This window comes from Microcystis sp. M079S1, from assembly GCF_020246425.1.
Classification (GTDB): Bacteria; Cyanobacteriota; Cyanobacteriia; order Cyanobacteriales; family Microcystaceae; genus Microcystis; species Microcystis aeruginosa.
In genome coordinates this window covers 1-23,645 of record NZ_JADBSZ010000242.1, presented here as the reverse complement: position 1 = coordinate 23,645, position 23,645 = coordinate 1, and the positions used below count along the sequence as shown (strand labels likewise).

Below are 23,645 nucleotides of genomic sequence, written 5' to 3'. Positions count from 1 at the left end.
GACCCCTTATATAGAAAGGCATTTGGCGATTTTTGTCAATTTTTTTGATCTAGAGCGAACTAATCAATTAAATCTCTTGCCAGATAAGGATTTAGTCTGTTTATGCCACCCTATCGAACCATAACAAGTAACGAAGAGCCACTGATTTAATCATCAAACAACTGCGCTATCGTAATTTTATTCTTTGTTCTTTAGGTGGCAATGCTTTTGCTTTTGTTCATCGAACTTTTTTAGAATACTTTTGTGCTTGCGAGTTTTATGAAAGATTTAAAAAACGAGGATTACCAGACGGAATTACTCTTGAGGAATTGAAAACCAAAGTATTTGGAGAACATTATTCAGATCCTGTTTGGAAAGAAGTTTTATGTTTATTGATGGGGATGCTAAGTGCAGAATTTACTAAAGAAATTGCTGAAGAGTTAATTAATTATCTCATTGATATAGAGGAAAAAGATCAGGAATTTGCTCATCTTTTTTTGGCAGCAGATTGTTATGGAGAATTGCGAAACCAGTCTATTTATGTTGAACTAAGTCAGCGATTGTTAGATAGTCTTCAATCCTTAACTAAATTGTCTTATAGGTATGCTGATACTGATTTTAAGGAAAAAACAGTTGCTAAAATTGGAGCAATTTGGCAAGATCATCGGACAGGATGGAGTGTTCTTCAATCTATAGCAACTGAAAGAAATGTTTGGTATGTTCAAGATCAAGCTGTTATTCAATTATCTAGAATTGCTAAAATTCATTCTGAGGCGTTAGTTTATCTACAGGAATTTGCTAGACAGGGTAAATCAGAAGCAATTGAAGCTTTAGCAACCCATTGGCGAGATAATCCTCAAACTTTACCCATTATTCAACAACAAGCTAACAAGGGTAAAAGTCTAGCAATTCAAGCTTTAGTAACCCATTGGCGAGATAATCCGCAAACTTTACCCATTATTCAACAACAAGCTAACAAGGGTCAATCAAAAGCAATTGAAGCTTTAGCAAACCATTGGCGAGATAATCCTCAAACCTTACCCATTATTCAACAACAAGCTAACAAGGGTGAACATAGAGCAATTGAAGCTTTAGTAACCCATTGGCGAGATAATCCTCAAACTTTACCCATTATTCAACAACTAGCTAATAAGGCTGAAGGGGAAATTATTGGATTTTTGACGGCATTAGGTAGAATAACAAATGACTCAGAAATAGGAGCAATTATCGAAACCATATTAGCTAGAAAAGATCTAGATTCTGACATTAAAGAAAAGTTTCGAGAACTTCTTGGGCGTAATAATTTCAGAGAGTTGAGAAACCCTGATCAATATAGTCAGAACAAAAGAGCCGTCGGTGGTTATTTTTCTACTTTAAGAACTAAAATAACTGATCCTGAAATTTTAGTAAAATCTTTGCAGGATTTAGGAATAATAGTTAAACGTGAAGCAGATGTTCGTGGTTTTAACGGTCAAAGAGTTAGAGCAGATATTGTTGCTGTGCTAGAGGGAGATTATGATCTAGGTTGGAGTTGCAATGGTGATGGAACTTTTGACTTAATTGCTGATTTATGGGGAGTTGCTAAAAAACATAGTCAAACTGAATTGATTAATAGTATCAATGCAAAATATGCTGTTAATAAAACCCTTAAAGAAATTAAAGAGAGAGGTTTAAATTAGCGCGATCTCTAATCTGCTAATCTTGTAGGGTGCGTGTTTGCGGCTACTAACTCTGATTAAAAACCAAAATTAACAATCTGCACCCGACGCAGCAAATTTATTATTAAATTGGTGCATTATGCTTTCGCACTTCACACCCTAAGAGTGGTACGAAGTTGAAGGGTGATCGTTCTTGTCGGTGGGGTGGAGTGCGCTCTCTGTCATCGAATAAGATATAATTGGGAATGTCAAAATAATTAAAGCATTATGAGTTACCAAAACATTATTACCATTGAACCTGGAAAACGAAGCGGAAAACCCTGCATTCGAGGAATGCGTATAACTGTGTACGATATTCTAGAATATTTAGCAGCAGGAATGACAGAAGCAGAAATTCTTGAGGATTTTTCAGAATTAACTTCCGAGGATATCAAAGCTTGTTTGGCTTTTGCTGCTGATCGAGAGAAAAAATTATTTATCACCTCTTTATGAAACTGTTATTAGATGAAAATTTGTCAGATCGGATTATTGATAAAATAATTGATTTATATTCTGATTCTCAGCACGTCAAGACTTTAGGACTGATCAATACTGATGATGCACTTATCTGGGAATTTGCCAAATTCAACGATTTTGTAATTGTCTCTAAAGATGCCGATTTTCATCAGCGCAGTCTATTATATGGTCATCCACCCAAATTTATCTATCTTCGTATTGGCAATAGTCCCACTGCAAAAATTATCGAAATTTTAAGGGATAATTTTTTAATCGTTATTAAATTTTACAATAGTGAAACAGAAAGTATGCTGATATTAAGTTGAGTGTGAGCACTTAATCTGGTAGGGTGTGTGTTTGCGGCTACCAATTCTGTTAAAAAACCAAAATCAATAATCTGCACCCCACGCACCAACTTTGTCATTAAATTGGTGCGTTACTACGATTAATTTTCTCACTGGATTGACCTAAGGAAACGCAACACACATTAGATAGGGTTTGCCGAAAAAGCTTTTCGTGGGGTTAGGAGTCAGTCCCGATGAAAAAATTTTCACCACCACAGATGAAAGAGGTTTCTTTCCCTACACCCGTTCGGACCTCGGCCATCTATATATATAGGGTTTGCCGAAAAAGCGTTTCGTGGGGTTAGGAGTCAGTATTCAGTGATCAGATGCGGGTTTTCAGTTCACTGTTCACAGCAAAATACTCCCCACTTCCCCACTTCCCCACTTCCCTATCCCTTTTAAACAGGATTTAGTATTAGCCTGTATCAGCATTTCTGATTCTATAGTTAAGTTTGGCTAATAACAGCTTATTTTTAGTTCTTTGTCAAGCCCCTATTATAATTTTTAATCTCTGACCTTTAACCCGATTTGACATTGATCTTAAAAATCTGGTTTTTTGTAGCGAAGAAAACAGTTTTATTAACCATTATCTGCATACATAGAGAGAAATCGAGGAAGGCTGATAATCCCTGAAAGCCTTGTCAATACTAGCATTATTCCCCCTCAAAATTGCACTAATTCCCCAAGTTTTCCTAACCTTGACCCCCTCTAGGAGACAAAAAATTAAAAACCTTTTATCTTAACTTGGTTTTTAGCGCCAGTCAACCCTTTATTTAAATTTTTGATTCTCTTGCCCGATAACGATATAAATTCTTGTAATGACCAACCAATTTTCCGTGATACGGTTGAACAGAACGCAACCAAGTTAGCTCTGCAAACGCAAAGGAATGTTAGCAAATTCCTTCAGCTTTGCATTGGGAACTTGCTAACGCAAAATAAGAAAGTCTATGAATAAACAACTGATCAACAAACTACAAGCTGTAACTGCCCTTACCGTAGTGGGGACTACAGCCTCGATAATTTGTTCCCAGACAGCAGGACACAGCAACAGCCTGACGGATATTGGCGTAGATCGTCAAACTGTTATCGAGTCCACTTCTCAAACCATTCTGTCCGATTTTTCTAATAGTCGAACAAATGATTCAAGTATTAAGATATCACGTTCGGTTCAAGATAATGCTAACGAAATTCTAAAAACTTTGGAGTCCCTAGTGGACAAAGAAAATACCGTCCCTGCAAGCGTTACACCCCAGACCCAAGAGGCCATTCCTTCGACGGTACAACCCCAATCACAACCCAATCAAGTCAAGCCGGCCCCGGCTAATGCCCCAGCCAGCAATCCTGCCTCAGTGACACCAGCAGAGAAGCCGAAAACAAGCCAAGCGGTAAAAACCAGCAGTCGCCCCCGTAAAAAGGGAATGGCCTCTTGGTATGGTCCTGGTTTCCACGGTCGTCGCACCGCTAGTGGTGAGACTTTTAACTCTAGTAGTTTAACCGCCGCCCATCGCTATCTACCTTTCGGCACCAAGGTTAGGGTAACTAATCTGCGTAACGGGCGCTCGGTGGTGGTGCGAATTAACGATCGCGGTCCGTTTAGCGGTGGTCGCGTCATCGATCTCTCCAGAGGTGCGGCAGCGATTATCGGTGTTTTCCAATCGGGAGTTGCCCCGGTTGTCTTGGAAGTTTTAGGCAGATAATCAGTTATCAGTTATCAGTAAACAGTTATCAGTAAACAGTAAGCAGTGAAAAGACAGCACTGTTAATGCTACTCAATACCCCTCACTCAATAATGCGTCTTGGAAAATTCAGTACAAATGATCGGGATTCCTCCTTATCCCTGACTTGAAAGAGGGTGTAGGGTGTGGGGTGTGGGGTGTAGGGAAGGAAACCTCTTTCATCTGTGGGGGTGAAAATTTTTTCATCGGGACTGACTAAAAACTCACATCTGATCAGTGATCACTGGTAACTGATAACTGATCACTGGTAACTGATAACTGATCACTGGTAACTGATAACTGATAACTGATAACTGATAACTGCTATAGTGATCCTATTGGGATTTGACTGGGTTTATGTTAGAAATTAGCGATTTATCGGTTAATTATGGCGGAATAAAGGCATTACAGCAGGTTAGCTTAAGGGTAGAAACGGGGGAAATTGTCACCCTGATTGGAGCGAACGGAGCAGGAAAAACGACGACTCTAAAGACGATATCTCGGATTTTAACGGCAAAGACGGGGCGAATAATTTATCAAGGTCAAGATATTACCCATTTACCGCCCCATGAAATCGTTAAGCGGGGAATTGCCCATAGTCCGGAAGGGAGAAGAATCTTAGCGCGTCAAACAGTCTTGACAAATTTGCAGTTAGGTGCTTATACGAGAAGCGATCGCCTAGGAGTAAAAAGCGATATCGAAGAGCAGTGGCAACTGTTTCCCCGACTATCGGAGCGCCGAGAGCAGTTAGCGGGAACCCTAAGCGGTGGGGAACAGCAGATGCTGGCGATCGCCAGAGCTTTAATGAGTCGTCCCAAGTTATTGTTACTAGACGAACCCAGTTTAGGACTAGCGCCGCAGATAGTGCGAGAAATCTTCAGTATTATCCGTCAATTAAACGAATCGGGAGTAACTATCCTGTTAGTGGAACAAAACGCCAATTTAGCCCTAGAAACTGCCAATCGCGGCTATGTTTTGGAAGCGGGACGCTTGACTATCGCAGGAGAAGCCGGGGATTTACTCAGGGATGAGCGGGTCAAACAAGCTTATTTGGGTTAATCGATGATGATGCGCCAATTATAGATAAAAGCCTATGGTAAAGGTAGGACAAAAAATATTCACAAAATTTTACAAAGTCGCATAAAATGAACACATAACGAAATAGGTATTTTTTCTTACTGCCATGCTAACGGCTAACTTCCCCTGGCTCAGTGCCATCATTTTGCTCCCCTTGCTTGCCTCCTTCCTTATCCCTGTAATCCCCGACAAAGAAGGAAAAACCGTTCGTTGGTTCGCTCTTGGAGTCGGACTAGCAGACTTTATATTAATGTGCTACGTCTTTTTACAAAAATATGATTTAAGCAACCCCAACCTACAATTAGTAGAAAAAATCGATTGGGTTCCCCAAATTGGTTTAAGTTGGGCGGTGTCGGTGGATGGTATCTCGGCACCGTTAGTTTTATTAGCAGGATTGGTGACAACCCTTTCTATCTTGGCCGCATGGCAAGTGGACCGCAAACCCCGTTTATTCTACTTCCTGATGCTGTTGCTCTACGCCGCTCAGATTGGTGTTTTCGTCGCCCAAGACTTATTATTATTCTTTTTAATGTGGGAAATCGAGTTAATTCCCGTTTATCTACTCGTTTCCATCTGGGGTGGTCAAAAACGTCGTTATGCCGCCACTAAATTCTTGCTCTACACCGCCGCCGCTTCTATCTTCATCCTCGTTGCCGGTCTAGCCATGGCCCTTTACGGTGGTGGTGCAATGACCTTTGATATGGCGGAATTAGGATTTAAAGATTATCCCCTCGCTTTAGAATTAGTACTTTACGCCGGTTTATTAATCGCTTTCGGAGTCAAACTCGCCATCTTCCCCCTCCATACTTGGCTCCCCGATGCTCACGGTGAAGCTTCTGCACCTGTATCAATGATACTCGCTGGTGTTCTCCTTAAAATGGGTGGTTATGGTTTAATCCGTCTTAATATGGGTCTTCTACCCGATGCACACATCTACTTTGCCCCGATTCTAGCGATTCTCGGTGTGGTTAATATTATCTACGGTGCTTTCGCTTCCTTCGGTCAACAAAACATGAAACGCCGTCTCGCTTATTCCTCGGTTTCACACATGGGATTCGTCCTTTTAGGGATTGCTTCCTTTACCGATGTGGGTATTAGCGGTGCTATGTTACAAATGCTCTCCCATGGTTTAATTGCCGCCGTCTTATTCTTCCTTGCTGGTGTCACCTACGACCGCACCCATACTTTAGCTTTAAACGAGATGGGTGGGATTGCCCAAGCGATGCCGAAAGTCTTCGCTCTCTTTACTGCCGGCGCCATGGCTTCCCTAGCGTTACCCGGAATGAGCGGTTTTGCCAGTGAAATTACTGTATTCATCGGTGTCACTAGCAGTGACGTTTATAGCCAAACCTTCCGGGTTGTGACTGTCTTCCTCGCTTCCGTTGGTTTAATCCTCACCCCGATTTATCTACTCTCCATGCTTCGTCAAGTTTTCTACGGAGATGGTTCTTCCTGCGATATTACTAACATTCTCCCCAACAAAAGTAACGAACAGGCAGTTTGTTTTGGTACTAGCTGTGTCCTCCCTCATGAATCAGAATATAGTGACGCTAAACCCAGAGAAATCTTTATCGCTGTCTCTTTCCTCGCTTTGATTGTCGCTATCGGTTTCTATCCCCAACTGGCTACCCGTATCTACGATGTGAAAACGGTGGCAGTTAACTCGGAAGTGCGTCAAGCTTACACAGAAATCGCCGCCACTCGTCAAAATATCTACGCTGAAACTCAACCGGACGTAAGCGCCAAGGTTGCCAGTATCTTCCAATAAATTGGCAAGTCTAAAGTGAATAGGTTATCGGGAGTAGAAATTCTGCTCCTGATTTTTTTGGCGAGGAGATAATACTAAATCCTGTTTAAAAGGTATAGGAGAGTGGGGAGCCCCGGAGCTGCGGAGCGGGGAGAAACAATCCATAACTTGGGAGTTAATCACACTATTAAAAACGGATTTAGTATAACTTCTGCTGATCACCATAAGTGAGAGAAAGTCACAAATATGAGATACACCCGATTGATAGTGAACACTCATTATATATTAATAAACATAAATAAATATGAAGTAATTTAAGTTTCAAGAAGAATGAACCCGATCTTTTTTACGATGGGGGTAAAAGTGATTTTCAATTTCTCAGGTTGAAAGATGAATCCAGATTAAGCTATCTCAACGATAAGAGGACAAGCCAATGTTTGAAGATTTTACCTATATTACCGATGAGGCTTTTTTAGAGAATTATTGGTGGGAAGAAAAAGTTATCTGTCCCCACTGCCAGGGCAAAGGAAGAATCTATCTAGAGACGGAGAATGAATCCGTCCCCTGTAAATTCTGTGAGGGTAAAGGCATTATTAAACGAAAACAAGAGGAAGCTAACTATTCCTAAAAATCTGTATAATTAGATACCATACATTAAAAATATTCTTGAGTTAAAACCTCTGGCTGACATTGTTTAATTTCGCTGTTAATTCCCAGGGCAGATTCCGATTGGAGGTCTTCGATATAACCGGATTGATGGGATAAAGCTTCAGAAAAACTCTCAAAAGGACCGAAATAATAGAGACATTTCGGCTGAGTGGTGGTGATCTCTATCCACCAAGGTTGAGGTGGTAAACTAGGCTTAATCGGGGCAGTTTCTGGGTCAAGAGGCCTTATACTGAGAATCTTAGCCCCTTGGCGCAGGAGGCGTTGTGTTTCTTGACTCATGCGGCTTTTAGGTACTCGCAGGACTGTTCGGGAGAAGCGTTGAGGCAAAGAGCCAGAAGAACCCGAAAAAACAACTTCATAGAGAAATATTTGATTCTCTCCCTGATTATTAGCCTCTAGCATACAGAAAAGATTCTCTTTTAAGGGTAAGGGTTAAAAAACAGACGCTACTTTGAGCAGATGACTCAAGCAAAATCATCTCCTAACAGAGTAGCGCATCTTGATACGATAGTATAGAGCGGCAAAAAGTTAGGTTTTGGCCTACTCTCCCCTCACAGCATAGCTTGACGAGAGATTCTTCAACAAGAAGAACCCGATAGAGTTCTTTATGATGCTATAGCCGAATCTAGGGCCGTTATCTTAATGGTGAGGTACAAAGTTTTTGTTTTTTGGAGTCGGTGGTCGATGCCAAATCCTCTTATACTTCATCTTTATGAGAAACACTGTCAATAGGGTTTGCGGCAAAAAGTTTTTCCTAGGGGTAGGGTGTGGGGTGTAGGGTGTAGGGTGTAGGGTTTTCCCCATTTTTAGGTGGTCAATTACCTAATTTTCAGGGAAAAAGTCCCTAAATTTTCCCACCGAACAATCCAATGGCTGGCACTTTTTGATTTCAAAAAGACCAAAAGATATTAGCCAACAAGGTTTTTAGATTTATGCAGCAATCTCTCAATAATATTGACAACAAATAGAGTTTTTTAACAAATATGCGGCCACCAAAATTAAGCTTAGGAACCAGATTATTTTTATCCCATCTCCTCGTTATGGTGGTGGGATTGAGTAGCTTTATTATCATTGCTAAATTATCTTCTCCTCGAATGTTTGTTTTGCGTTTGGAACAGTTAGAAAGGCAGGGATTTTTTACCGTGCGATCAGCGAGAACTTTCTTGGTTAGGGGTTTTGAGACAGCTTGGGATAGTAGTGCCATTTGGTCATTCATTGCGGGAGGAAGTACGGCTGGTTATCTAAGTTTTTTGGTTTCTCAACGCATTATGAAACCGGTAAAACAAATGAAACAAATCACTAAAAATTTTGCTGAAGGGGATTTATCGGCGCGAGTTCCAGAAAGCGAAATCCCAGAATTAAATCAATTAGCCATCAGTTTTAATCAGATGGCGATTAGTTTAGCCGATGTGGAAAAACGGCGCCAGGAATTAATCGGTGATCTTACCCACGAATTACGCACCCCTTTAACTGTGGTACGGGGATATTTAGAAGAATTAGCCGATGGTGCGATCGAACCTAATCCAGAACTTTATCAGAAATTAGTGAAAGAAACCCGCAGGTTAGAACGTTTAACCCACGATCTACAGGAGCTATCGCGAGCGGAATCTGGTTATCTCTCGATTAAAATGCAACCTGTTAATTTATTGCCTTTGTTAAATTCTCTCATCGAAAAATTTGCCGATCAATTATTAGAAGATGGACCGACTTTACAGTTAGATTGTCCCCCCAATTTACCATCTGTCATGGCCGATCCCGATCGCCTCGAACAAATCCTAGTTAATCTGCTCGGTAATGCCATTCGTTACACCGATCATGGTGCAATTACCCTGCAAGTGACAAGGGACAAAAATCGCCTACAAATTGCCGTTATCGATACAGGAATTGGCATCGCAGCAGAGGATTTACCCTTTATTTTCGAGCGCTTTTGGCGGGCCGATCGTTCTCGTTCCCGTTATTCTGGGGGTAGTGGTATTGGTTTAGCGATTACCCGTCGTTTAGTGGAATTACACCAAAGTCAAATCGAGGTGGAAAGTGAATTAGGTAAAGGCAGCACTTTCCGTTTTTCCCTCACCATATCTGCCAATTTTCAGTGAACAGTGAACAGTAATCAGTAATCAGTAAACTGAAAACTCACATCTGATAACTGATCACTGATAACTGATCACTGATTAAATGCCGTGACTTTTGCCGATCACCCAATGACGACGGAAGAAGCGAGCGAGCGAGGTTTCTTCTAAGGATAAGTAAATCGGTCTTCCGTGGGGACAGGTGCGGGGATTACGGGTATTTTGCCAATCATCGAGTAAATTCTGCATTTCTTTTAAACTTAAAGCTGTACCGTTGCGGATAGCACTCCGGCAAGCGGTAGCAACCTGAGCGGTTTGTAAATCCCCCCCTAAACTTAATTCTAGTAAAGCATCAGCCCGATCCTCGCGTTCTTTTAGTAGAACAGGAATACTACGAATTGCCCAAGAGCGATCGCCAAAACTAGCAATTTCTAATCCTAAACGTTGTAATTGTTCGATTTGTCGAGTAGTTAACTGATTTAAGATGATCGGAGTATCTAACGGCACGATTTCCCAGTTATCCTCTAAACGTTCGTACAAAACCCGCTCATGGGCAATATGTTGTTCGACTAACCATAATCCGTGAGGATGTTCGGCAACTATGTAAGTTTGGTGAATTTGGGCTACTGCCTTTAATTCCAGCCGATTTTTCGGGGATTTCTCCCCTATTGTATAGGTGCTTTTTTCTTCGGCAGCCTTGAGAATTTGACTGACGCGCTGATTTTGCGCTTTTTCGGGTATATGTTCGGGATTTAGTCCTAACGCCTTGTCTATGGCTGAAATTATCTGTTCTTGCCAAAAAATGAGGTTATGCAGGTATATTTCCGCTTTGGCTGGGTGACGATTCCAATCGATCGAACGAGGGTTAAGATGTAGATGGAGAAAACAAACGGGATAGCGATCTTTAGGGACTGTGCGAGCGAAAGCTTCAAATATTGCCTGTTCTAACTCCGATGAGCGCACCATTCGCCCATTAACAGCAATTCTAACCCAATCTGGTTGATGGCGAGAAATGCGATCGGGCAAACCAATGACTAATTCAATTTGAGCAGATTCTGCGTCAGGAGTCGTTAAGTCAAGTTTTAGGGATGCTAAATCGTTAAAATGCAGAGATTTAACTAATTGGGGTAATATTTGACTGGCATCCTTACCCGGACTAATGCGTAACCAATCTTGATGATCTTGAAAAACCTGCCAAGTAATTTGGGGATGACAGAGAGCAAAATTATGAATTAAAGTCTGTATATCCTTTAATTGTTTGTTAATTGACGGTAAAGCTTGACGACGCACGGGAAAGTTACCAAAGAGATTCTCTACCGTGACGATAGTACCGATAGCTATAGGAATCGTTTCTAAATTACCCGGCTCGCCTTGGTGATTGTAAAGACAATAACAACCTAAATCATCGTCATGGCGACTGGCAACCCGCAGATGCGCCACCTGTGCGATACTGTGCAAAGCTTCACCACGGAATCCGAGACTGGTAATCTGCCACAGATCGTCGCGTTGGCGGATTTTGCTGGTACTGTGGGCATAGCTACACAGTTGCAAATCTTCTCTAGACATTCCCCTGCCGTTATCCGATACTTGTATTCGCCAGTTTTGGGGAGATATATCGATGGTAATCCTATCTGCCCCCGCATCAATGGCATTTTCGACTAATTCTCGCACCACAGCGCCTAAAGAGTCGATTACCTCTCCTGCGGCAATTAAATCGATTACGTCTTGGGGTAAAACTTGTATGGGCAAGGTCATCAATTAATGGTTTTAGCCAAGGGCAAACTCGGTATATTGTCGCACATGAGGCCCATGGTAAGCTAAAACGATGTCTTGTTTGGGGACTCCCCTAGCTACCAATTTATCAGCGATCGCTGCTGCCGTGCCGTCCTGCTGCACTCAGATTTTATTATTAATAATATCAACCTGAATTATACAGCTATAAATGCGCGTGCTGCTGTCCCTGCAACCCAGATGAACTAAGAGATAAAGAGCCGGTTCGGTATCAAAAACTGTTTCAGTTTTGACGGGATCACTAGGCGCTCTCAGTAGGGAATCTGATTTTTGTGAATTACTGTTTGAAAGAGTCCCCGACCGAGAAAATATTGATAGAGTATTGATTAGGAGACTAGGAAAAATTCAACTTTAAGAGGATTGTGACTGATGACAGCAGTTACCGAGAATGATCTGAAAAGGTTAGAAGATTTAATCGTTAGCGGACAGAAAGCGATCGAATCCCGACTAACAGCGATCGAGTCCCGACTGACAAACCTAGAAAATGGACAGAAAGCGATCGAGAACAGTCTAGGAGAAATTAAAGGAGATATTAAGGCCTTAGATGCCAAAGTTACGGGACGAGAAAAGCGGGTTGACGATCTCAACGCACGAGTCAACATTACGACCATTGGATTCCTTAGCATTGTCGGCATTTTGGTGACAGGAATGCTGACTATTGCCAGCAAAACAGTCTTTTTCCCCTAGTCCCTAGAATGATAAGCTAAACGGCTTTTACTTCGGATCACCGATATAGACTCCAAAAGGGTTATAGCTGTTGGATCATGCAGGTTAAGCGCCGTTTAGCTTACTAAATCCTGTGTAAAAGGTATAGGAGAGTAGGTGAGTGCCAAAGCACTGGAGCGGGGAAAAACAATCGATAACTTGGCAGTTAATCACACTATTAAAAACGGATTTGGTCTAAGACGGCCTAAATAAGTCGATATATGGTTCTGCTCGCTGTCTATGCCGGGAAGAAATCCCTCTGGCATTTCTCCAGTGCGGAATGTAGGCTAAAAATTGGCCCGGTCAGGAAATCTTGATGTTAAATTCCCCAAAAATTGCGCTAAGATCGGCTTAATAGGACAGGAAAGGCGATCGAGTGGGATAACCGATCCTGTGGTTTGAGAACGTGACTGTATAATTGTTAGAGTGTCAATAGATCAATTCCAGAGGAATCATGAGCAATATCCAAGACAAAATTCAAGAAGAGCTAGAAAACGCCAGAGCCGTCTGTAGTACGGAAGGTGCCACCTCTGGCGAATGCGCCGCCGCTTGGGATGCAGTGGAAGAATTACAAGCAGAAGCCGCTCACCAACGTCAGGACCACCCCCAAAAAACCTACTTCGAAAATTATTGTGATTCTAATCCCGATGCCGCCGAGTGTCGCATTTATGAAGATTAATGCAGTCAGGCAGCGGTTTTTTCTCTCCTCACAGTAGAATCCTAGCTTTAGGGCGATCTCTTGATAGCTGAGATCGCCCCTCGTTTTTTTGTTTGTTGGTCAAGCTGTGGCCGATTTTGGCTCCTGCGTCCGAAGACAGTAAAATATTGACAGTGTAATTATGTCTGAATAGTTTATGAATCAACTTTGGTTTCGTCCTCTCGTTTGGATAGATTATCGTTTAGCCGTCCTATTTACGGTGATTATTCCGGCAATTTTGTTAATTTGGTCTTTATTTGCAAAAATCGAATCATTACAAAAATTGTTGATTATTTATTGGCGAGTGGCTAGTCTTTTATTAATTACTGTATATTTAATGATCGCTTCCTGGCCGATTGGTTTTGTCACCAGTTTTTTAGCTAAGATTTTAATCCCGATTTCCCTCTGGTTTTGGGTGGATATTAACGATGAAATTAAAGATTTACCCGCCAGTCCAATTAAATTTGTCACCACTGCTTGGCGTTGGGCAGTAACGATTTATTGTCCTTTGGGCGCAATTTCTACCTTACCTTTTCTCTCCTGTGCTATGTCAGGGGAATTGCTAAATTCTCCCTATTGTCAAGTTTGGCAGGAAGCACCTTGGCAGTTTCGCGAGATTTTTCATTCAGAAGCTACCGCTAATGTTTTGGGCTTTTTTGGTTTAGTTGGGCTCTCTTTTTATACTCTCTATTTTGCCCATTTTCTTCTTATTCGCCTTGGCAAACAGGGACGTTCAGCTTTACAATAGTAGGTCTTTAGCTATCGATAATTAGCCATTTTTCTATGAATATTGGTAAACAACTCGAACAATACACCCTCAAAAATCCCCAAGAGGTTTTATTAGTGACTATTGCTGTGGATGGGGAGGAGGAAGAAATCTCTATTTTTAAAGGTTTTTCTAGTTCCCTTACCCGCAGCACCCCCTACGATCCCGATATTCCGATCATTCCTGAAACTGCTAGAGTTATTAAGATAGATCGTCTTGCTAGTCCTTATCATCCCCTTAATCCTCGCTATATCCAAGAAAATCTTACCTTAGAGGAAATGCAATTTTTACTGATTAATTGAACTGGTAATTTTGCTTGGATAATATCAGCACCCATCTCGATGGATTTAACAGCTTTTATTTACCATCCATAAACTTTGTCTATCTAGACAAGAGGTAAATTTTGCGGCGTTTTAGTGGTAAAATTACCAAAGAACAATAATCGCTGCCAGTATTCAAGCTGTCAAAGTGGATTTCATCCTCGGCATCGATCGAGAACAATCAAAAAACTGGAGAATAATCGGAGAATCTATGCAACTTAACCCATCTAAACAAGAACTATTACAAATTGAGTATTTAGTTACCTCTGCCACCGGTCAAAATATGGTTAAAGACGAGGGAAAAGATGTGATTGAAGGATTAACTAAAACCCCAAAAAGTTTGCCATCTAAATATTTTTATGATCGGCAAGGTTCCCAACTTTTTGAAGCAATCTGTCAATTACCAGAATACTATCCTACTAGGACAGAAGCCGCTATTCTCCAAGAATATGCTCAAGAAATTGTCGCCTATACAGGGGTCTGCGAATTGATAGAATTAGGTAGTGGTAGTTCCACTAAAACTCGTCTGTTATTGGACGCTTATTATCGGCAACAAAAATCCTCTAAATATGTACCTATCGATGTTAGTGAAACTATTCTCCAAGCTAGTGCCATAGAATTACAAAAAGAATATCCTAATTTACCCATTCAGGGGTTAATTGGAACCTATGAACAGGCCTTAGCCTATTATCAAAACACTTCCTATAATACCAGAATGATTTTTTTCTTAGGAAGTTCGATCGGTAATTTTTCTGCATCTGAATGTGATAAATTCTTAGAAGAAATTGCCACTGTCCTAAAAGCTGGAGATTATTTTTTATTAGGGATTGATCTCCAAAAACCAGCGGCAATTCTAGAAGCAGCTTATAATGATGCCCAAGGGGTGACAGCAGCTTTTAATTTAAATATGCTTTCCCATTTAAATTGGCGTTTTCAAGCTGATTTTAACCTTGATTTATTTAGTCATCAAGCTATCTATAATCAAGACAAATCCCAAATTGAAATGTATTTAATTTGTCAAAAAACTCACCATGTTCATCTTAAAAAACTCGATTTAACAGTTAATTTTCAAGCATCAGAAAGTATTTTGACAGAAATTTCGCGTAAATTTAACCTAGAAACTATGGAAAAAGACCTAGAATCAAAGGGATTAAAACCGCTTAGGGTTTTCACCGATCCTGAAAATTTATTCGGGTTAATTCTCTGTCAGTTATACCTGTAAATAACGAAAACATTCTCATCAGTAATAGAGGCATAAAAACATGGAAAAGATTCAAGCACAGGCTCCTATATCTCTAAATAAATGTAGTCGAGAAAATCTACTGGACTATTTTGAAAATGCTTGGCAATTAGAAGATATGCTGTTAAAAAGCATCATCAAAGAAGAAGCTTTTTATTGTAACCCTGACGATTTAAGAAATCCCCTGATTTTTTATTTAGGTCATGCTGCCGCTTTTTATCTTAATAAATTGCAGCTGGTTAACCTATTAAAAAAAAGCCCTAATCCTGACTACGAATTATTGTTTGGAGTGGGAGTAGATCCGGCAACTCCCGCAGAATTAAACTCTGCTATCGCCCATATTCAGTGGCCCGGGGTGGCTAAGGTTTGGGAATATCGGCAACAAGTCTATGAAATTGTGGTCGAAATAATTAAAAATACCCCCCTTAATCTTCCTATTCATCCTCAGCATTCTCTCTGGTCATTAATGATGGGAATTGAGCATCAGCGTGTTCACTTTGAAACATCTTCAATGTTACTCAGACAACTGCCCTTAGAGCGTCTGCAACGTCCTCAAGGGTGGCATTATGCCCCTTCTTTTGGTCAAGCTTATCCTAACCAAATGGTGGAGGTTTCTGGGGGAATAGTGGAAATTGGTAAACCCCAAGATTCTCCTATTTATGGTTGGGATAACGAGTATGGTTATCGTCAAGTTCAAGTTAACAATTTTCTGGTGAGTAAATATATGATTACCAACGGAGAATTTAAAGAATTTGTCGATAATGGTGGCTACGAAAATCCCAGCTATTGGGATGAAGAAGCTTGGCAATGGAAAAATCATTACCGAGTCAAATATCCTAAATTTTGGCTGGTAGATGAGCGAGGAAATTATCAATATCGAGCCATGTTTGATGCTCTCGATTTACCTCTTGATTGGCCGGTAGAAGTGAACTATTATGAAGCGATCGCCTACTGTCGTTTTCAAGGTCAAGGAATACGTTTAATGACGGAAGCTGAGTGGAATTTAGCCACCTATGGCAGTCAAAAAAATCGATGTTATAACCTAGAAAACGATAACTTTGAGGACTATAACCTCAATTTAAAATTCTGTTCTCCCACTCCCGTAGGAATGTTAAAAAATGCGGGCAATAACTCAGAAATTGATGATTTACGCGGTAACGTCTGGGAATGGCTAGAAGATGATTTTAATCCCTTAACTGACTTTCAACCCCATTACCTCTATGCTGACAATTCCACTCCTTTCTTTAATAGTCAACATAAAATGATGTTAGGAGGAGCTTGGGTAACTAACGGCACAGAAATCCTACCCTACTATCGCAATTGGTTTCGCCGGAATTTTTATCAACACGCTGGTTTTAGAATCGCACAAAGTCTTTAGGTGGGGTGTGGGGTGTGGGGTGTGGGGTGTGGGGTTTTACCCATTTTCAGGGAAAAAGTGCCTAATTTTCCCCCCCGATTACTGCAAAGGCCAGCACTTTTTGATGTCAAAAAAGCCTAAAGATATTATCCAACAAGGTTTTTAGATTTATTCTGCAAACTTTAGGTAATTGCCAATTTTTTAAAAAATTCCTGTAACAGTTGCCCCTCGATCGCTACAATAGAACCTAGTAGAGCGCGGATAAAATCGATCGCCATGAATCAACCTGCAATTTTTCATCTCGCTATTCCGATTACCGATGTGTCCACCGCTAAAAGCTTTTACTGTGATGGTTTAGGTTGTTTAGCGGGAAGGGAAACCGAGAAAGCGATTATCTTAAATTTCTCCGGTCATCAGGTAGTCGCTCACGTCACCGAAATGCCTCTTACTCCCCAAAATAGCATTTATCCTCGCCATTTTGGTCTAATTCTGCCGGATGCCAGCGATTGGGACAATCTTCTCGAAAAAGCACGATTCAATCAACTAAAATTTTATCTAGAACCAAAAACTCGCTTTACTGGGGAGATAACCGAACATAAAACCTTTTTCCTGGAGGATCCTTTCTATAATCTCCTGGAATTTAAACATTATCGCCACTACGAAGCTATTTTTGCCAGTCGGGAATTAACAGCGATCGGCGATCGAGCTTAAAATAAACAACAGGTGACTTTTTTGTAACTGGTTAGTCCTCTCCTCAATCGAGACAAAAATAGGGGAACTTCGCTCAGATTTTCTCATCAAAACTAAAAAAACCTTGGCTGGCAATGATCAATTCTTAGGAAATCTATGAAAAAACTTTTATTGTTAACCCTATTCATTATCGGTCTAGGATTTGCTCTCTTTAACTTTACTGGATTAGCAAATCGGGGCGAATATCAATCAATTTTAATCGACTTTAAAGACGATATACCCGTCAGCGTCCTCGATGAGCAGTTAAATGCTATCAACAAAAAAGCGGGAAAACTCACCAGTTTAAATAGTATCTTTTCCATCGATGAACATCTTTACATTATCGATGGAGATAGCAAACTCCTGAAAACTCTCCGCAATTCCGACCTAAAAAAATACACCGAATCGATCGAAGCCGATTATATTTATCATGCTTTTATCGCCCCCAATGACCCCGACTATAGCAAACAGTGGAACCTGAGGGGAATTAACATCGAACGCGCTTGGGAAGAAAATCACGGTGAAGGGATCACCGTCGCTGTTATTGATACAGGTGTATCAAAAGTTCCCGATCTGCGAGAAACCGAGTTTGTCGAAGGCTACGACTTCGTCAACGATCGCAGCAATGCCGAGGACGATAACGGTCACGGAACCCATGTAGCGGGAACAATTGCCCAATCGACCAATAATAACTACGGGGTGGCTGGCATCGCCTACAAAGCCAAAATTATGCCCCTCAAGGTGCTTTCCGGGACGGGTGGGGGAACCGTGGGAGATATTGCCGAAGCGATCCGTTTTGCCGTCGATAATAAAGCCGATGTCATCAATATGAGTTTAGGGGGTGGAGGCGAAACCCAAGTAATGAAAGAGGCGATCGAATATGCCTATAGTAAAGGTGTGGTAATCGTCGCCGCTGCCGGTAATGCCGATGATAATTCCGCCGCCTATCCCGCCCGTTTTCCGCACGTTATCGGGGTTTCTGCGGTAGATGCCTCCGGAAATAAAGCCCCCTATTCTAATTTCGGGGCCGGAATCGATATTGCTGCCCCAGGCGGCTCCGATACGGGTAAAATTGTCCAAGAAACCATCGATCCGGCTAAGGGGGGGGAACCGGCGTTCCTCGGTTTTCAGGGAACCAGCATGGCTGCCCCTCACGTTGCCGGGGTGGTAGCTTTAATCAAGGCTGCGGGAATTAAAGAACCCAATGCAGTTTTAGAGGTTTTGCAACAGTCGGCCCGTAAGATTAATGATGATCCCTTTAATCATTTTGGGGCCGGACAATTAGACGCGGGCAATGCCCTACAATTGGCCCTGAAAGGACAGATTACTTTCCGGGATTTTTGGCGTTGGTTGCGCGATAACGGTTATCTCAATCCCCGTTTCTGGATTGATGGCGGCGCGGTGGCGGTTTTGCCCAAAATGGCCATGGTTTTGGGTTCTTATCTTCTTGCTTGGTGGCTGAGAAGTTATTTTCCCTTCTCCTGGAACGGATTTTTGAATGCTGGTCTAATTTTTGGCAGTTCTGGCTTATTTTTCCTCAGAGGTCTTTATATCTTCGATTTACCCCAATGGCCTTTCCGAGTGATGGGGAGTTCTCTTTCCGACCTAGGAGGTGTTATTCAGGGAAGTTCTGCCCTTAATCCGCTTTTTGCTAGTGTTATCCTGCCCTTTGTCCTGATTGCTCTGCTTTTGAGTCATCCCCAAGCAAAATGGTTAGCGGTGGGGGTATCTTTAGCTATGGCGGTGACTTTAGGTATCAGTGCTGTTATCCATCCTACTCTGATCTGGTTAGGTTCTGGTACGATCGCTCGGACATTTTTGGGCGTAAATGCGCTTTTATGTCTCGGTTTAGGTTATTTAGCCCTAAAAAGTGCTACTTCATCCCGATAAGCTTAAACAGGGGTTACAATGGGACAATAAGGGTGATTTACCGATAAAAACCTCTTTGGTTTTGGTATCTTCCTTTTGTTTTGCATTGAGTTCTCCTACAACAGCAGCCTCGGACATTAACCGAGGTTTTTTCTTTATGGTGTATGTTAGTTTCTAAGGGTTTTTTGGGAATCCCCAATCCCTATCCCGAAAGTTTCCCCCAATACCCCCTCGAATCATCGAGTTTATCTATTGTCTCTTTTCTAAGGTGTCTATCGTGTCAAATCATAAAATTCTCGTTATCGATGACAGTAAAGTGATCAGGATGCACGTTCGCGATATGTTACCAGAGGGTAACTTTGAATTTCTCGAAGCTAAAGACGGATTAGAGGGTTATAATCTCATCCGTACCGAAAACCCGAATTTGATTATTTTGGACTTCCTTCTCCCGAAAATGAGCGGTTGGGAGGTGTTTCAGCAAATCCAAACCGAAGATAATCTCAAAAGTATCCCCCTAGTGTTAATGTCGGGACGGAAAGAGGAGGTAGTAGAGAAAATCCCCGAACCTTTCCAGCATTTTGCCTTTATTGAGAAGCCTTTCGACCAAAAACAATTGGTACAAGCGATTAAAGAAGCGAGGGCTAAGGCCAAACAATATTCCCCCAAACCAACAGTTTTTAGCCCGAAACTAGAGGAACTCACCGGGGATTATAGCACCGATATTCAGACTCTCCAGTCCCAAATTGCCCAAATGCAAACAGAAATGGAAACTATGAAGAAACAAATGTCTCAATTAGTGGCTTTTATTAAGAAAAAACTGGCCTAGAACTATTCAGCCCGATTTTTGATGACTTGGGCAAGCAGTTATCCTTATCTGGCGGTGCCAATCTCTGGCTAATCTCCTATCCCTTTTATAGCAATTCCCATAGTTGTGAGGTACAGAGTCTTAGGTTTTGAGGAGTCAGGAGTCAGGATTCAGGAGTCAGGAGTCAGGATTCAGGATTCAGGATTCAGGAGTTAAGATTTTGGTGTACCTCATGAGATTGGGAAACGCTATAAACAGGATTTAGGATAATATGAAGTAGTCTTTATTTGGTGAGTGACTAATACTAAATCCGTTGAGTATAGGCTACTTATAGAGGGGAGGCAAAAGGCAACAGGCAAAAGGCAAAAGGGGAAATAAATAATCAGTTTTTAATAACCAGATTTAGTATTAATTCACTGATAACTAGGGCTTGCTGAATAATGGTAAAACCCTTTTAAAATAAGGCTTTTGACCTGTTAAAATCCGATGTTCATGCTGCGAAAATAGGATTGGGACATTCAAAAACCTTGCATTATTCTTAATGCAGTACATAAGTTGGTACAAAAAGAAGGATAACAAAGCCTGAAACGACTGGCTACTGACTCCTGACTCCTGACTCCTAACCCCACCAATAGACTTTTTAAGCAAACCCTAACTAATTATGAATTGGCAAGAAATAGCAGGTAATTGGGTTTTTCTCCCCCGTCGTCCCCGGGGTATCATTCACTTTTTAGGGGGGGCATTTGTGGCGGCGGCCCCGAATATTACCTATCGTTGGTTGTTAGAAAGTCTTGGGAATTCAGGATACGCTATTGTTGCGACTCCCTTTGTTAATACCCTCGATCATAAATCGATCGCCCGCACAGTTTTAAACCGTTTTGATAATATTATTGAACGTCTGCGCTGGAATCATAGTCTGCCCCAAGGTTATCTCCCCATCTACGGATTGGGTCACAGTATGGGGTGTAAACTACATTTATTAATCGGTAGTCTCTACGAAGTGGAACGGGCGGGAAATATCCTCATTTCCTTTAATAATTATCCCATTCGTCGAGCTATTCCCTTTATCGAACCTTTGCAAATTGACACCACTTTTAACCTCGAATTTACCCCTTCCCCCGAAGAAACAAACGAGTTAATTTTCCAAGATTATGCCATTCGTCGCAATCTTTTAATCCGTTTTCAAGACGACACGATCGATCAATCTCTGGTATTAAATCCCCTGCTAAAAAAACGCTTTAATGATTTAATTGCCCTGCGAACTCTCCCGGGCAATCATCTCACTCCCTTGAGTCAAGATGTCAGTTGGCAAACCGGAGAAGTATTTACTCCCCTCGATGCGATCGGCCAATGGTTAAAACAGGGACTTGCCCGGGATAATTCCCGTCTCAAAGATGAGATTCTCCACTGGTTAAATCCCGTCCTTCCGGCCTCTCGTTAGCTTTCCTCTAGATTAATCCCCATTGCCCGTAATTGCGCCTCTATGCGGGCTAATTTTGCCTCAGCCAATTCGGCCCGTTGACGTTCCTGTTGGGCTTGCTGTTCGGCGGCATCGGCCCTTTGTTCGGCTAATTCAGCCTTTTGCTTGATTTCTGGGGTGGTCAAAAACCGCGAGCCATCGGGATAAAAAATAGCTAACTGGGGACTCTCCAGTTGAAAACGGATCTGTAGAAGCGGACTCTGCCAATTATCGATCGCAGGAATCATCTCCAAGTGATCACCCCTTCGCCACCAACCCTGTAGATAATTAGCATCGGGATCGTAGAGATAATATTCTTCTACGCCAAAACGCTGATAAAATTGCCATTTTCGGCGCATTTCCGCTTTAGTGTTGCCCGGAGAGAGAATTTCAAAGACTACCTGCGGCGCAATCTGGTTCTCTAACCATTGCTTATAGGAACCTCGATCGCCCTTGGGTCTGCCAAACACCACCATAGCATCCGGCGCTTGACAAGTTTTATTATCCCCCTCGACCGGATACCACAACAGATCGCCGGCGATAAACACATTGTCATTCTCTGCGAATAAACATTCGAGATTTTCCTTGATCGTCACGATCCAGCGAAACTGTTTGGTATTATCGGCCATCGGTTTACCATCACTATCGGGATAGATAATCTCCGACTCAGAGAAAGATATCGCTTTTACCATCGTTCTACTCCCTAGCGTACTAACTATTTAGTATAGCATTAAATTCCCTGACGAAAGAGGGCAAAAGCCGAAGTATAACCGTGTAAAAAAGTGCGACCGCCCACTGGCCCGATTTCTCCATTGCCAAAGAAGCCAGCGAGGGGAACATTGGCGAAATAACGCTGAAAAAGACCCGAATCAAAGTCCGGTTTTTCGTAGAGATTTTCCCCGCGACCGAGACAGGAAAAGATCAAAGCTCCTAGTATATCTGAACTAGCGGGTTTTTCTTGGGGAAAAGCTTGCAAAAGTAATTCTAAATCTAGGGCGGAAGTCTCGGCATCGCGCAGGTGAAATTGTACCCGCTGCCCCGGACGAACTCGATCGCCAATTGCGATCGCACCTTGTCGAGGATCTACTCCCAAAACATTGCGAATTAAGAAATCCCCGGCCCGCAACTGCATTTTAAACTCATCCCTAGCAATACCGATAAAAAGGGAGTGTTGCGCTAATTCTCGGTCTTTTTCCCTCAAGGAGGGGATTAAAGCCCGCAGTAGATTTAAAGGTGGTTGGGGAGTCCCATCGGCCCCTTTACCGGTCATGGAGATGATAATATTGCGTTCTCCCTCACTCACCTGATAAATCGGTCCGATGGGACGACAACCCTGGGCGACGATAGTTTCGACGATAATATTGCCAGAAAGGGCGATTCCTACGGTTCCCTGACGATAGAGATAGGTATTACGGGGTTTTTGTTGATCGTGGTAGAATAGACCCCCAGAACGTTCAATCATGCCACCACTGACTAAACCGCCGATTTTGGCCGAACTGGGGTAGGCAAAATCTAAACCCTCTAACAGATCATTGATGCGACTGGAAAAAGGATCGGCTAAAAGGATAAATTGGGGATTTTTGGCCGCTTCTACCCCTAATAATTCTGTCCAACTAGAGGGGGAACTGTCGAGATCGGGCATTTCCGCCGCTTCGATATAGAAAGGCTGTACTTCCACATTGGGCAAATGGGCGACGGTGAGACTTAAAGCCGGACTCGCTTCGATTTCTCGCGCTTTTTCCCTGTCATCCATGCCGACAATCCCCGCCCCACCGCAGCCGATCAGGACAGGAACGGGGAGTTTATCCAAGATTAAGGGAACTAAACGGGGATAGTCGCTGGCATAGGCAGAAGAAATAAAAATTATGGCTAAATCTGCCGATCCAACTAATTTATCTTGCACTTTTTCCACTACCTCCGTCACCGCCGCTTCTAGGGAGGGACGGGTTGATAGGGCATTAATCCACTCGATGCGATCGCTCATGTTTCTTGACCCCAAATTTGGTCTAAATGTTGACGCTCCCCGCTCTAAAGAGACAGGGATTCTTCGTTCATTGAGTCTCCGTTAGCAAGCAGGATTTCTCCAACCAACCAAGAGGGAATCTCTCCCGAAGCGTTTAAAGTTTGCGTGCGCCCCACGCTACTTAATCCCTT

Annotated in this window: 22 protein-coding genes and 2 pseudogenes; 18 read left to right on the top strand and 6 right to left on the bottom strand. The window is 42.2% G+C overall.

All coding sequences use genetic code 11. The features are described 5' to 3' along the window. Nucleotides 1-1,292: 1,292 nt before the first annotated feature. The 7 genes from IM456_RS16065 to IM456_RS16035 all read left to right on the top strand — a co-directional run bounded on the left by IM456_RS16065 (nt 1,293) and on the right by IM456_RS16035 (nt 7,643). The gene (locus IM456_RS16065; protein ID WP_287694718.1) at nt 1,293-1,658 is read left to right on the top strand and encodes a DUF1257 domain-containing protein; all 366 of its coding nucleotides are present in this window, start codon (nt 1,293-1,295) and stop codon (nt 1,656-1,658) included. A 246-nt stretch (nt 1,659-1,904) separates the two neighbouring features. Next, entirely contained in the window at nt 1,905-2,129 is a 225-nt protein-coding gene (locus IM456_RS16060) for a DUF433 domain-containing protein (protein WP_002745983.1), read from the top strand. After that, nucleotides 2,126-2,458, top strand: coding sequence for a DUF5615 family PIN-like protein (locus IM456_RS16055; protein WP_002776748.1), 333 nt, complete (start codon nt 2,126-2,128; stop codon nt 2,456-2,458). Before IM456_RS16060 ends, IM456_RS16055 begins: the two co-directional genes overlap by 4 nt. A 965-nt stretch (nt 2,459-3,423) precedes the next feature. Then, nucleotides 3,424-4,173, top strand: coding sequence for a septal ring lytic transglycosylase RlpA family protein (locus tag IM456_RS16050; RefSeq protein WP_149987128.1), 750 nt, complete (start codon nt 3,424-3,426; stop codon nt 4,171-4,173). Between the two features lie 375 nt (nt 4,174-4,548). Next, complete coding sequence (locus IM456_RS16045; RefSeq protein WP_149987127.1) at nt 4,549-5,250, top strand: ABC transporter ATP-binding protein; 702 nt, start codon at nt 4,549-4,551, stop codon at nt 5,248-5,250. A gap of 124 nt (nt 5,251-5,374) precedes the next feature. Continuing rightward, nucleotides 5,375-7,036 carry an NAD(P)H-quinone oxidoreductase subunit 4 gene (locus tag IM456_RS16040; RefSeq protein WP_012266897.1) on the top strand — a complete coding sequence of 554 codons (1,662 nt, stop codon included), beginning with the start codon at nt 5,375-5,377 and terminating at the stop codon, nt 7,034-7,036. Between the two features lie 412 nt (nt 7,037-7,448). Then, nucleotides 7,449-7,643 (top strand): hypothetical protein, encoded by a 195-nt coding sequence (locus IM456_RS16035; protein ID WP_002770192.1) that lies wholly within the window; start codon nt 7,449-7,451, stop codon nt 7,641-7,643. 26 nt (nt 7,644-7,669) lie between these two features. On the opposite strand, the gene IM456_RS16030 is transcribed toward IM456_RS16035, so the two are convergent. Next, nucleotides 7,670-8,086, bottom strand: a complete 417-nt coding sequence (locus IM456_RS16030) for a DUF1816 domain-containing protein (RefSeq protein ID WP_004162910.1) — start codon at nt 8,084-8,086, stop codon at nt 7,670-7,672. Nucleotides 8,087-8,667: 581 nt separating this feature from the next. Between IM456_RS16030 and IM456_RS16025 the strand changes: the two genes are divergently transcribed. Then, a complete protein-coding gene (locus IM456_RS16025) occupies nt 8,668-9,780 on the top strand; it encodes a sensor histidine kinase (RefSeq protein WP_149987126.1) in 1,113 nt (370 codons plus the stop codon). Between the two features lie 75 nt (nt 9,781-9,855). Here IM456_RS16025 and mutL read toward each other — a convergent pair whose 3' ends face one another. Both mutL and IM456_RS16015 read right to left on the bottom strand, forming a co-directional pair. After that, on the bottom strand, nt 9,856-11,508 hold the full coding sequence (gene mutL / locus IM456_RS16020; RefSeq protein ID WP_012266901.1) for a DNA mismatch repair endonuclease MutL: 1,653 nt from the start codon (nt 11,506-11,508) through the stop codon (nt 9,856-9,858). 12 nt (nt 11,509-11,520) lie between these two features. Then, nucleotides 11,521-11,799, bottom strand: a pseudogene (locus tag IM456_RS16015) (element excision factor XisI family protein). A gap of 114 nt (nt 11,800-11,913) precedes the next feature. Here IM456_RS16015 and IM456_RS16010 point away from each other — a divergent pair. The 10 genes from IM456_RS16010 (at nt 11,914) to IM456_RS15965 (ending at nt 21,473) form a co-directional block, all read left to right on the top strand. Next, entirely contained in the window at nt 11,914-12,231 is a 318-nt protein-coding gene (locus IM456_RS16010; protein ID WP_149987125.1) for a DUF4164 domain-containing protein, read from the top strand. Nucleotides 12,232-12,703: 472 nt separating this feature from the next. Then, entirely contained in the window at nt 12,704-12,928 is a 225-nt protein-coding gene (locus tag IM456_RS16005; protein WP_002781201.1) for a Calvin cycle protein CP12, read from the top strand. A 175-nt stretch (nt 12,929-13,103) separates the two neighbouring features. After that, nucleotides 13,104-13,694, top strand: coding sequence for a DUF3177 family protein (locus tag IM456_RS16000; protein ID WP_004159290.1), 591 nt, complete (start codon nt 13,104-13,106; stop codon nt 13,692-13,694). A gap of 35 nt (nt 13,695-13,729) precedes the next feature. Continuing rightward, nucleotides 13,730-14,014: a DUF7734 family protein gene (locus IM456_RS15995; RefSeq protein WP_287694706.1), complete on the top strand. Its 285-nt coding sequence runs from the start codon at nt 13,730-13,732 to the stop codon at nt 14,012-14,014. Nucleotides 14,015-14,243: 229 nt separating this feature from the next. Beyond that, nucleotides 14,244-15,254 carry an L-histidine N(alpha)-methyltransferase gene (egtD, locus tag IM456_RS15990; RefSeq protein WP_287694716.1) on the top strand — a complete coding sequence of 337 codons (1,011 nt, stop codon included), beginning with the start codon at nt 14,244-14,246 and terminating at the stop codon, nt 15,252-15,254. Nucleotides 15,255-15,294: 40 nt separating this feature from the next. Beyond that, on the top strand, nt 15,295-16,650 hold the full coding sequence (ovoA, locus tag IM456_RS15985) for a 5-histidylcysteine sulfoxide synthase (RefSeq protein ID WP_149987124.1): 1,356 nt from the start codon (nt 15,295-15,297) through the stop codon (nt 16,648-16,650). 255 nt (nt 16,651-16,905) lie between these two features. Further along, entirely contained in the window at nt 16,906-17,340 is a 435-nt protein-coding gene (locus IM456_RS15980) for a VOC family protein (protein WP_149987123.1), read from the top strand. Between the two features lie 135 nt (nt 17,341-17,475). Then, nucleotides 17,476-19,248, top strand: a complete 1,773-nt coding sequence (locus tag IM456_RS15975) for a S8 family peptidase (protein ID WP_287694699.1) — start codon at nt 17,476-17,478, stop codon at nt 19,246-19,248. 256 nt (nt 19,249-19,504) lie between these two features. After that, the gene (locus tag IM456_RS15970) at nt 19,505-20,053 is read left to right on the top strand and encodes a response regulator (RefSeq protein WP_002758146.1); all 549 of its coding nucleotides are present in this window, start codon (nt 19,505-19,507) and stop codon (nt 20,051-20,053) included. A gap of 640 nt (nt 20,054-20,693) precedes the next feature. After that, entirely contained in the window at nt 20,694-21,473 is a 780-nt protein-coding gene (locus IM456_RS15965) for a DUF1350 family protein (RefSeq protein ID WP_004162891.1), read from the top strand. On the opposite strand, the gene IM456_RS15960 is transcribed toward IM456_RS15965, so the two are convergent. The 3 genes and pseudogenes from IM456_RS15960 to IM456_RS23365 all read right to left on the bottom strand — a co-directional run. Next, nucleotides 21,470-22,183, bottom strand: a complete 714-nt coding sequence (locus IM456_RS15960) for a Uma2 family endonuclease (protein ID WP_149987121.1) — start codon at nt 22,181-22,183, stop codon at nt 21,470-21,472. The two genes, IM456_RS15965 and IM456_RS15960, sit on opposite strands and share 4 nt — an antisense overlap. A 38-nt stretch (nt 22,184-22,221) precedes the next feature. Continuing rightward, entirely contained in the window at nt 22,222-23,475 is a 1,254-nt protein-coding gene (locus tag IM456_RS15955) for an FIST signal transduction protein (protein WP_149987120.1), read from the bottom strand. Between the two features lie 44 nt (nt 23,476-23,519). Beyond that, nucleotides 23,520-23,645, bottom strand: a pseudogene (locus tag IM456_RS23365) (RNA-guided endonuclease TnpB family protein); the annotation flags it as partial.

Bases quoted from the DNA above. Each gene is read 5' to 3' on its own strand.
- IM456_RS16010 (WP_149987125.1), top strand. From the start codon at position 11,914: ATGACAGCAGTTACCGAGAATGATCTGAAAAGGTTAGAAGATTTAATC.
- IM456_RS15965 (WP_004162891.1), top strand. From the start codon at position 20,694: ATGAATTGGCAAGAAATAGCAGGTAATTGGGTTTTTCTCCCCCGTCGT.
- IM456_RS16045 (WP_149987127.1), top strand. From the start codon at position 4,549: ATGTTAGAAATTAGCGATTTATCGGTTAATTATGGCGGAATAAAGGCA.
- IM456_RS16050 (WP_149987128.1), top strand. From the start codon at position 3,424: ATGAATAAACAACTGATCAACAAACTACAAGCTGTAACTGCCCTTACC.
- IM456_RS15975 (WP_287694699.1), top strand. From the start codon at position 17,476: ATGAAAAAACTTTTATTGTTAACCCTATTCATTATCGGTCTAGGATTT.
- IM456_RS16005 (WP_002781201.1), top strand. From the start codon at position 12,704: ATGAGCAATATCCAAGACAAAATTCAAGAAGAGCTAGAAAACGCCAGA.
- IM456_RS15980 (WP_149987123.1), top strand. From the start codon at position 16,906: ATGAATCAACCTGCAATTTTTCATCTCGCTATTCCGATTACCGATGTG.
- IM456_RS16055 (WP_002776748.1), top strand. From the start codon at position 2,126: ATGAAACTGTTATTAGATGAAAATTTGTCAGATCGGATTATTGATAAA.
- IM456_RS15960 (WP_149987121.1), bottom strand. From the start codon at position 22,183: ATGGTAAAAGCGATATCTTTCTCTGAGTCGGAGATTATCTATCCCGAT.
- IM456_RS15995 (WP_287694706.1), top strand. From the start codon at position 13,730: ATGAATATTGGTAAACAACTCGAACAATACACCCTCAAAAATCCCCAA.
- IM456_RS16060 (WP_002745983.1), top strand. From the start codon at position 1,905: ATGAGTTACCAAAACATTATTACCATTGAACCTGGAAAACGAAGCGGA.
- IM456_RS16030 (WP_004162910.1), bottom strand. From the start codon at position 8,086: ATGCTAGAGGCTAATAATCAGGGAGAGAATCAAATATTTCTCTATGAA.
- IM456_RS16025 (WP_149987126.1), top strand. From the start codon at position 8,668: ATGCGGCCACCAAAATTAAGCTTAGGAACCAGATTATTTTTATCCCAT.
- ovoA (WP_149987124.1), top strand. From the start codon at position 15,295: ATGGAAAAGATTCAAGCACAGGCTCCTATATCTCTAAATAAATGTAGT.
- IM456_RS16040 (WP_012266897.1), top strand. From the start codon at position 5,375: ATGCTAACGGCTAACTTCCCCTGGCTCAGTGCCATCATTTTGCTCCCC.
- IM456_RS15955 (WP_149987120.1), bottom strand. From the start codon at position 23,475: ATGAGCGATCGCATCGAGTGGATTAATGCCCTATCAACCCGTCCCTCC.
- IM456_RS16000 (WP_004159290.1), top strand. From the start codon at position 13,104: ATGAATCAACTTTGGTTTCGTCCTCTCGTTTGGATAGATTATCGTTTA.
- egtD (WP_287694716.1), top strand. From the start codon at position 14,244: ATGCAACTTAACCCATCTAAACAAGAACTATTACAAATTGAGTATTTA.
- mutL (WP_012266901.1), bottom strand. From the start codon at position 11,508: ATGACCTTGCCCATACAAGTTTTACCCCAAGACGTAATCGATTTAATT.
- IM456_RS16035 (WP_002770192.1), top strand. From the start codon at position 7,449: ATGTTTGAAGATTTTACCTATATTACCGATGAGGCTTTTTTAGAGAAT.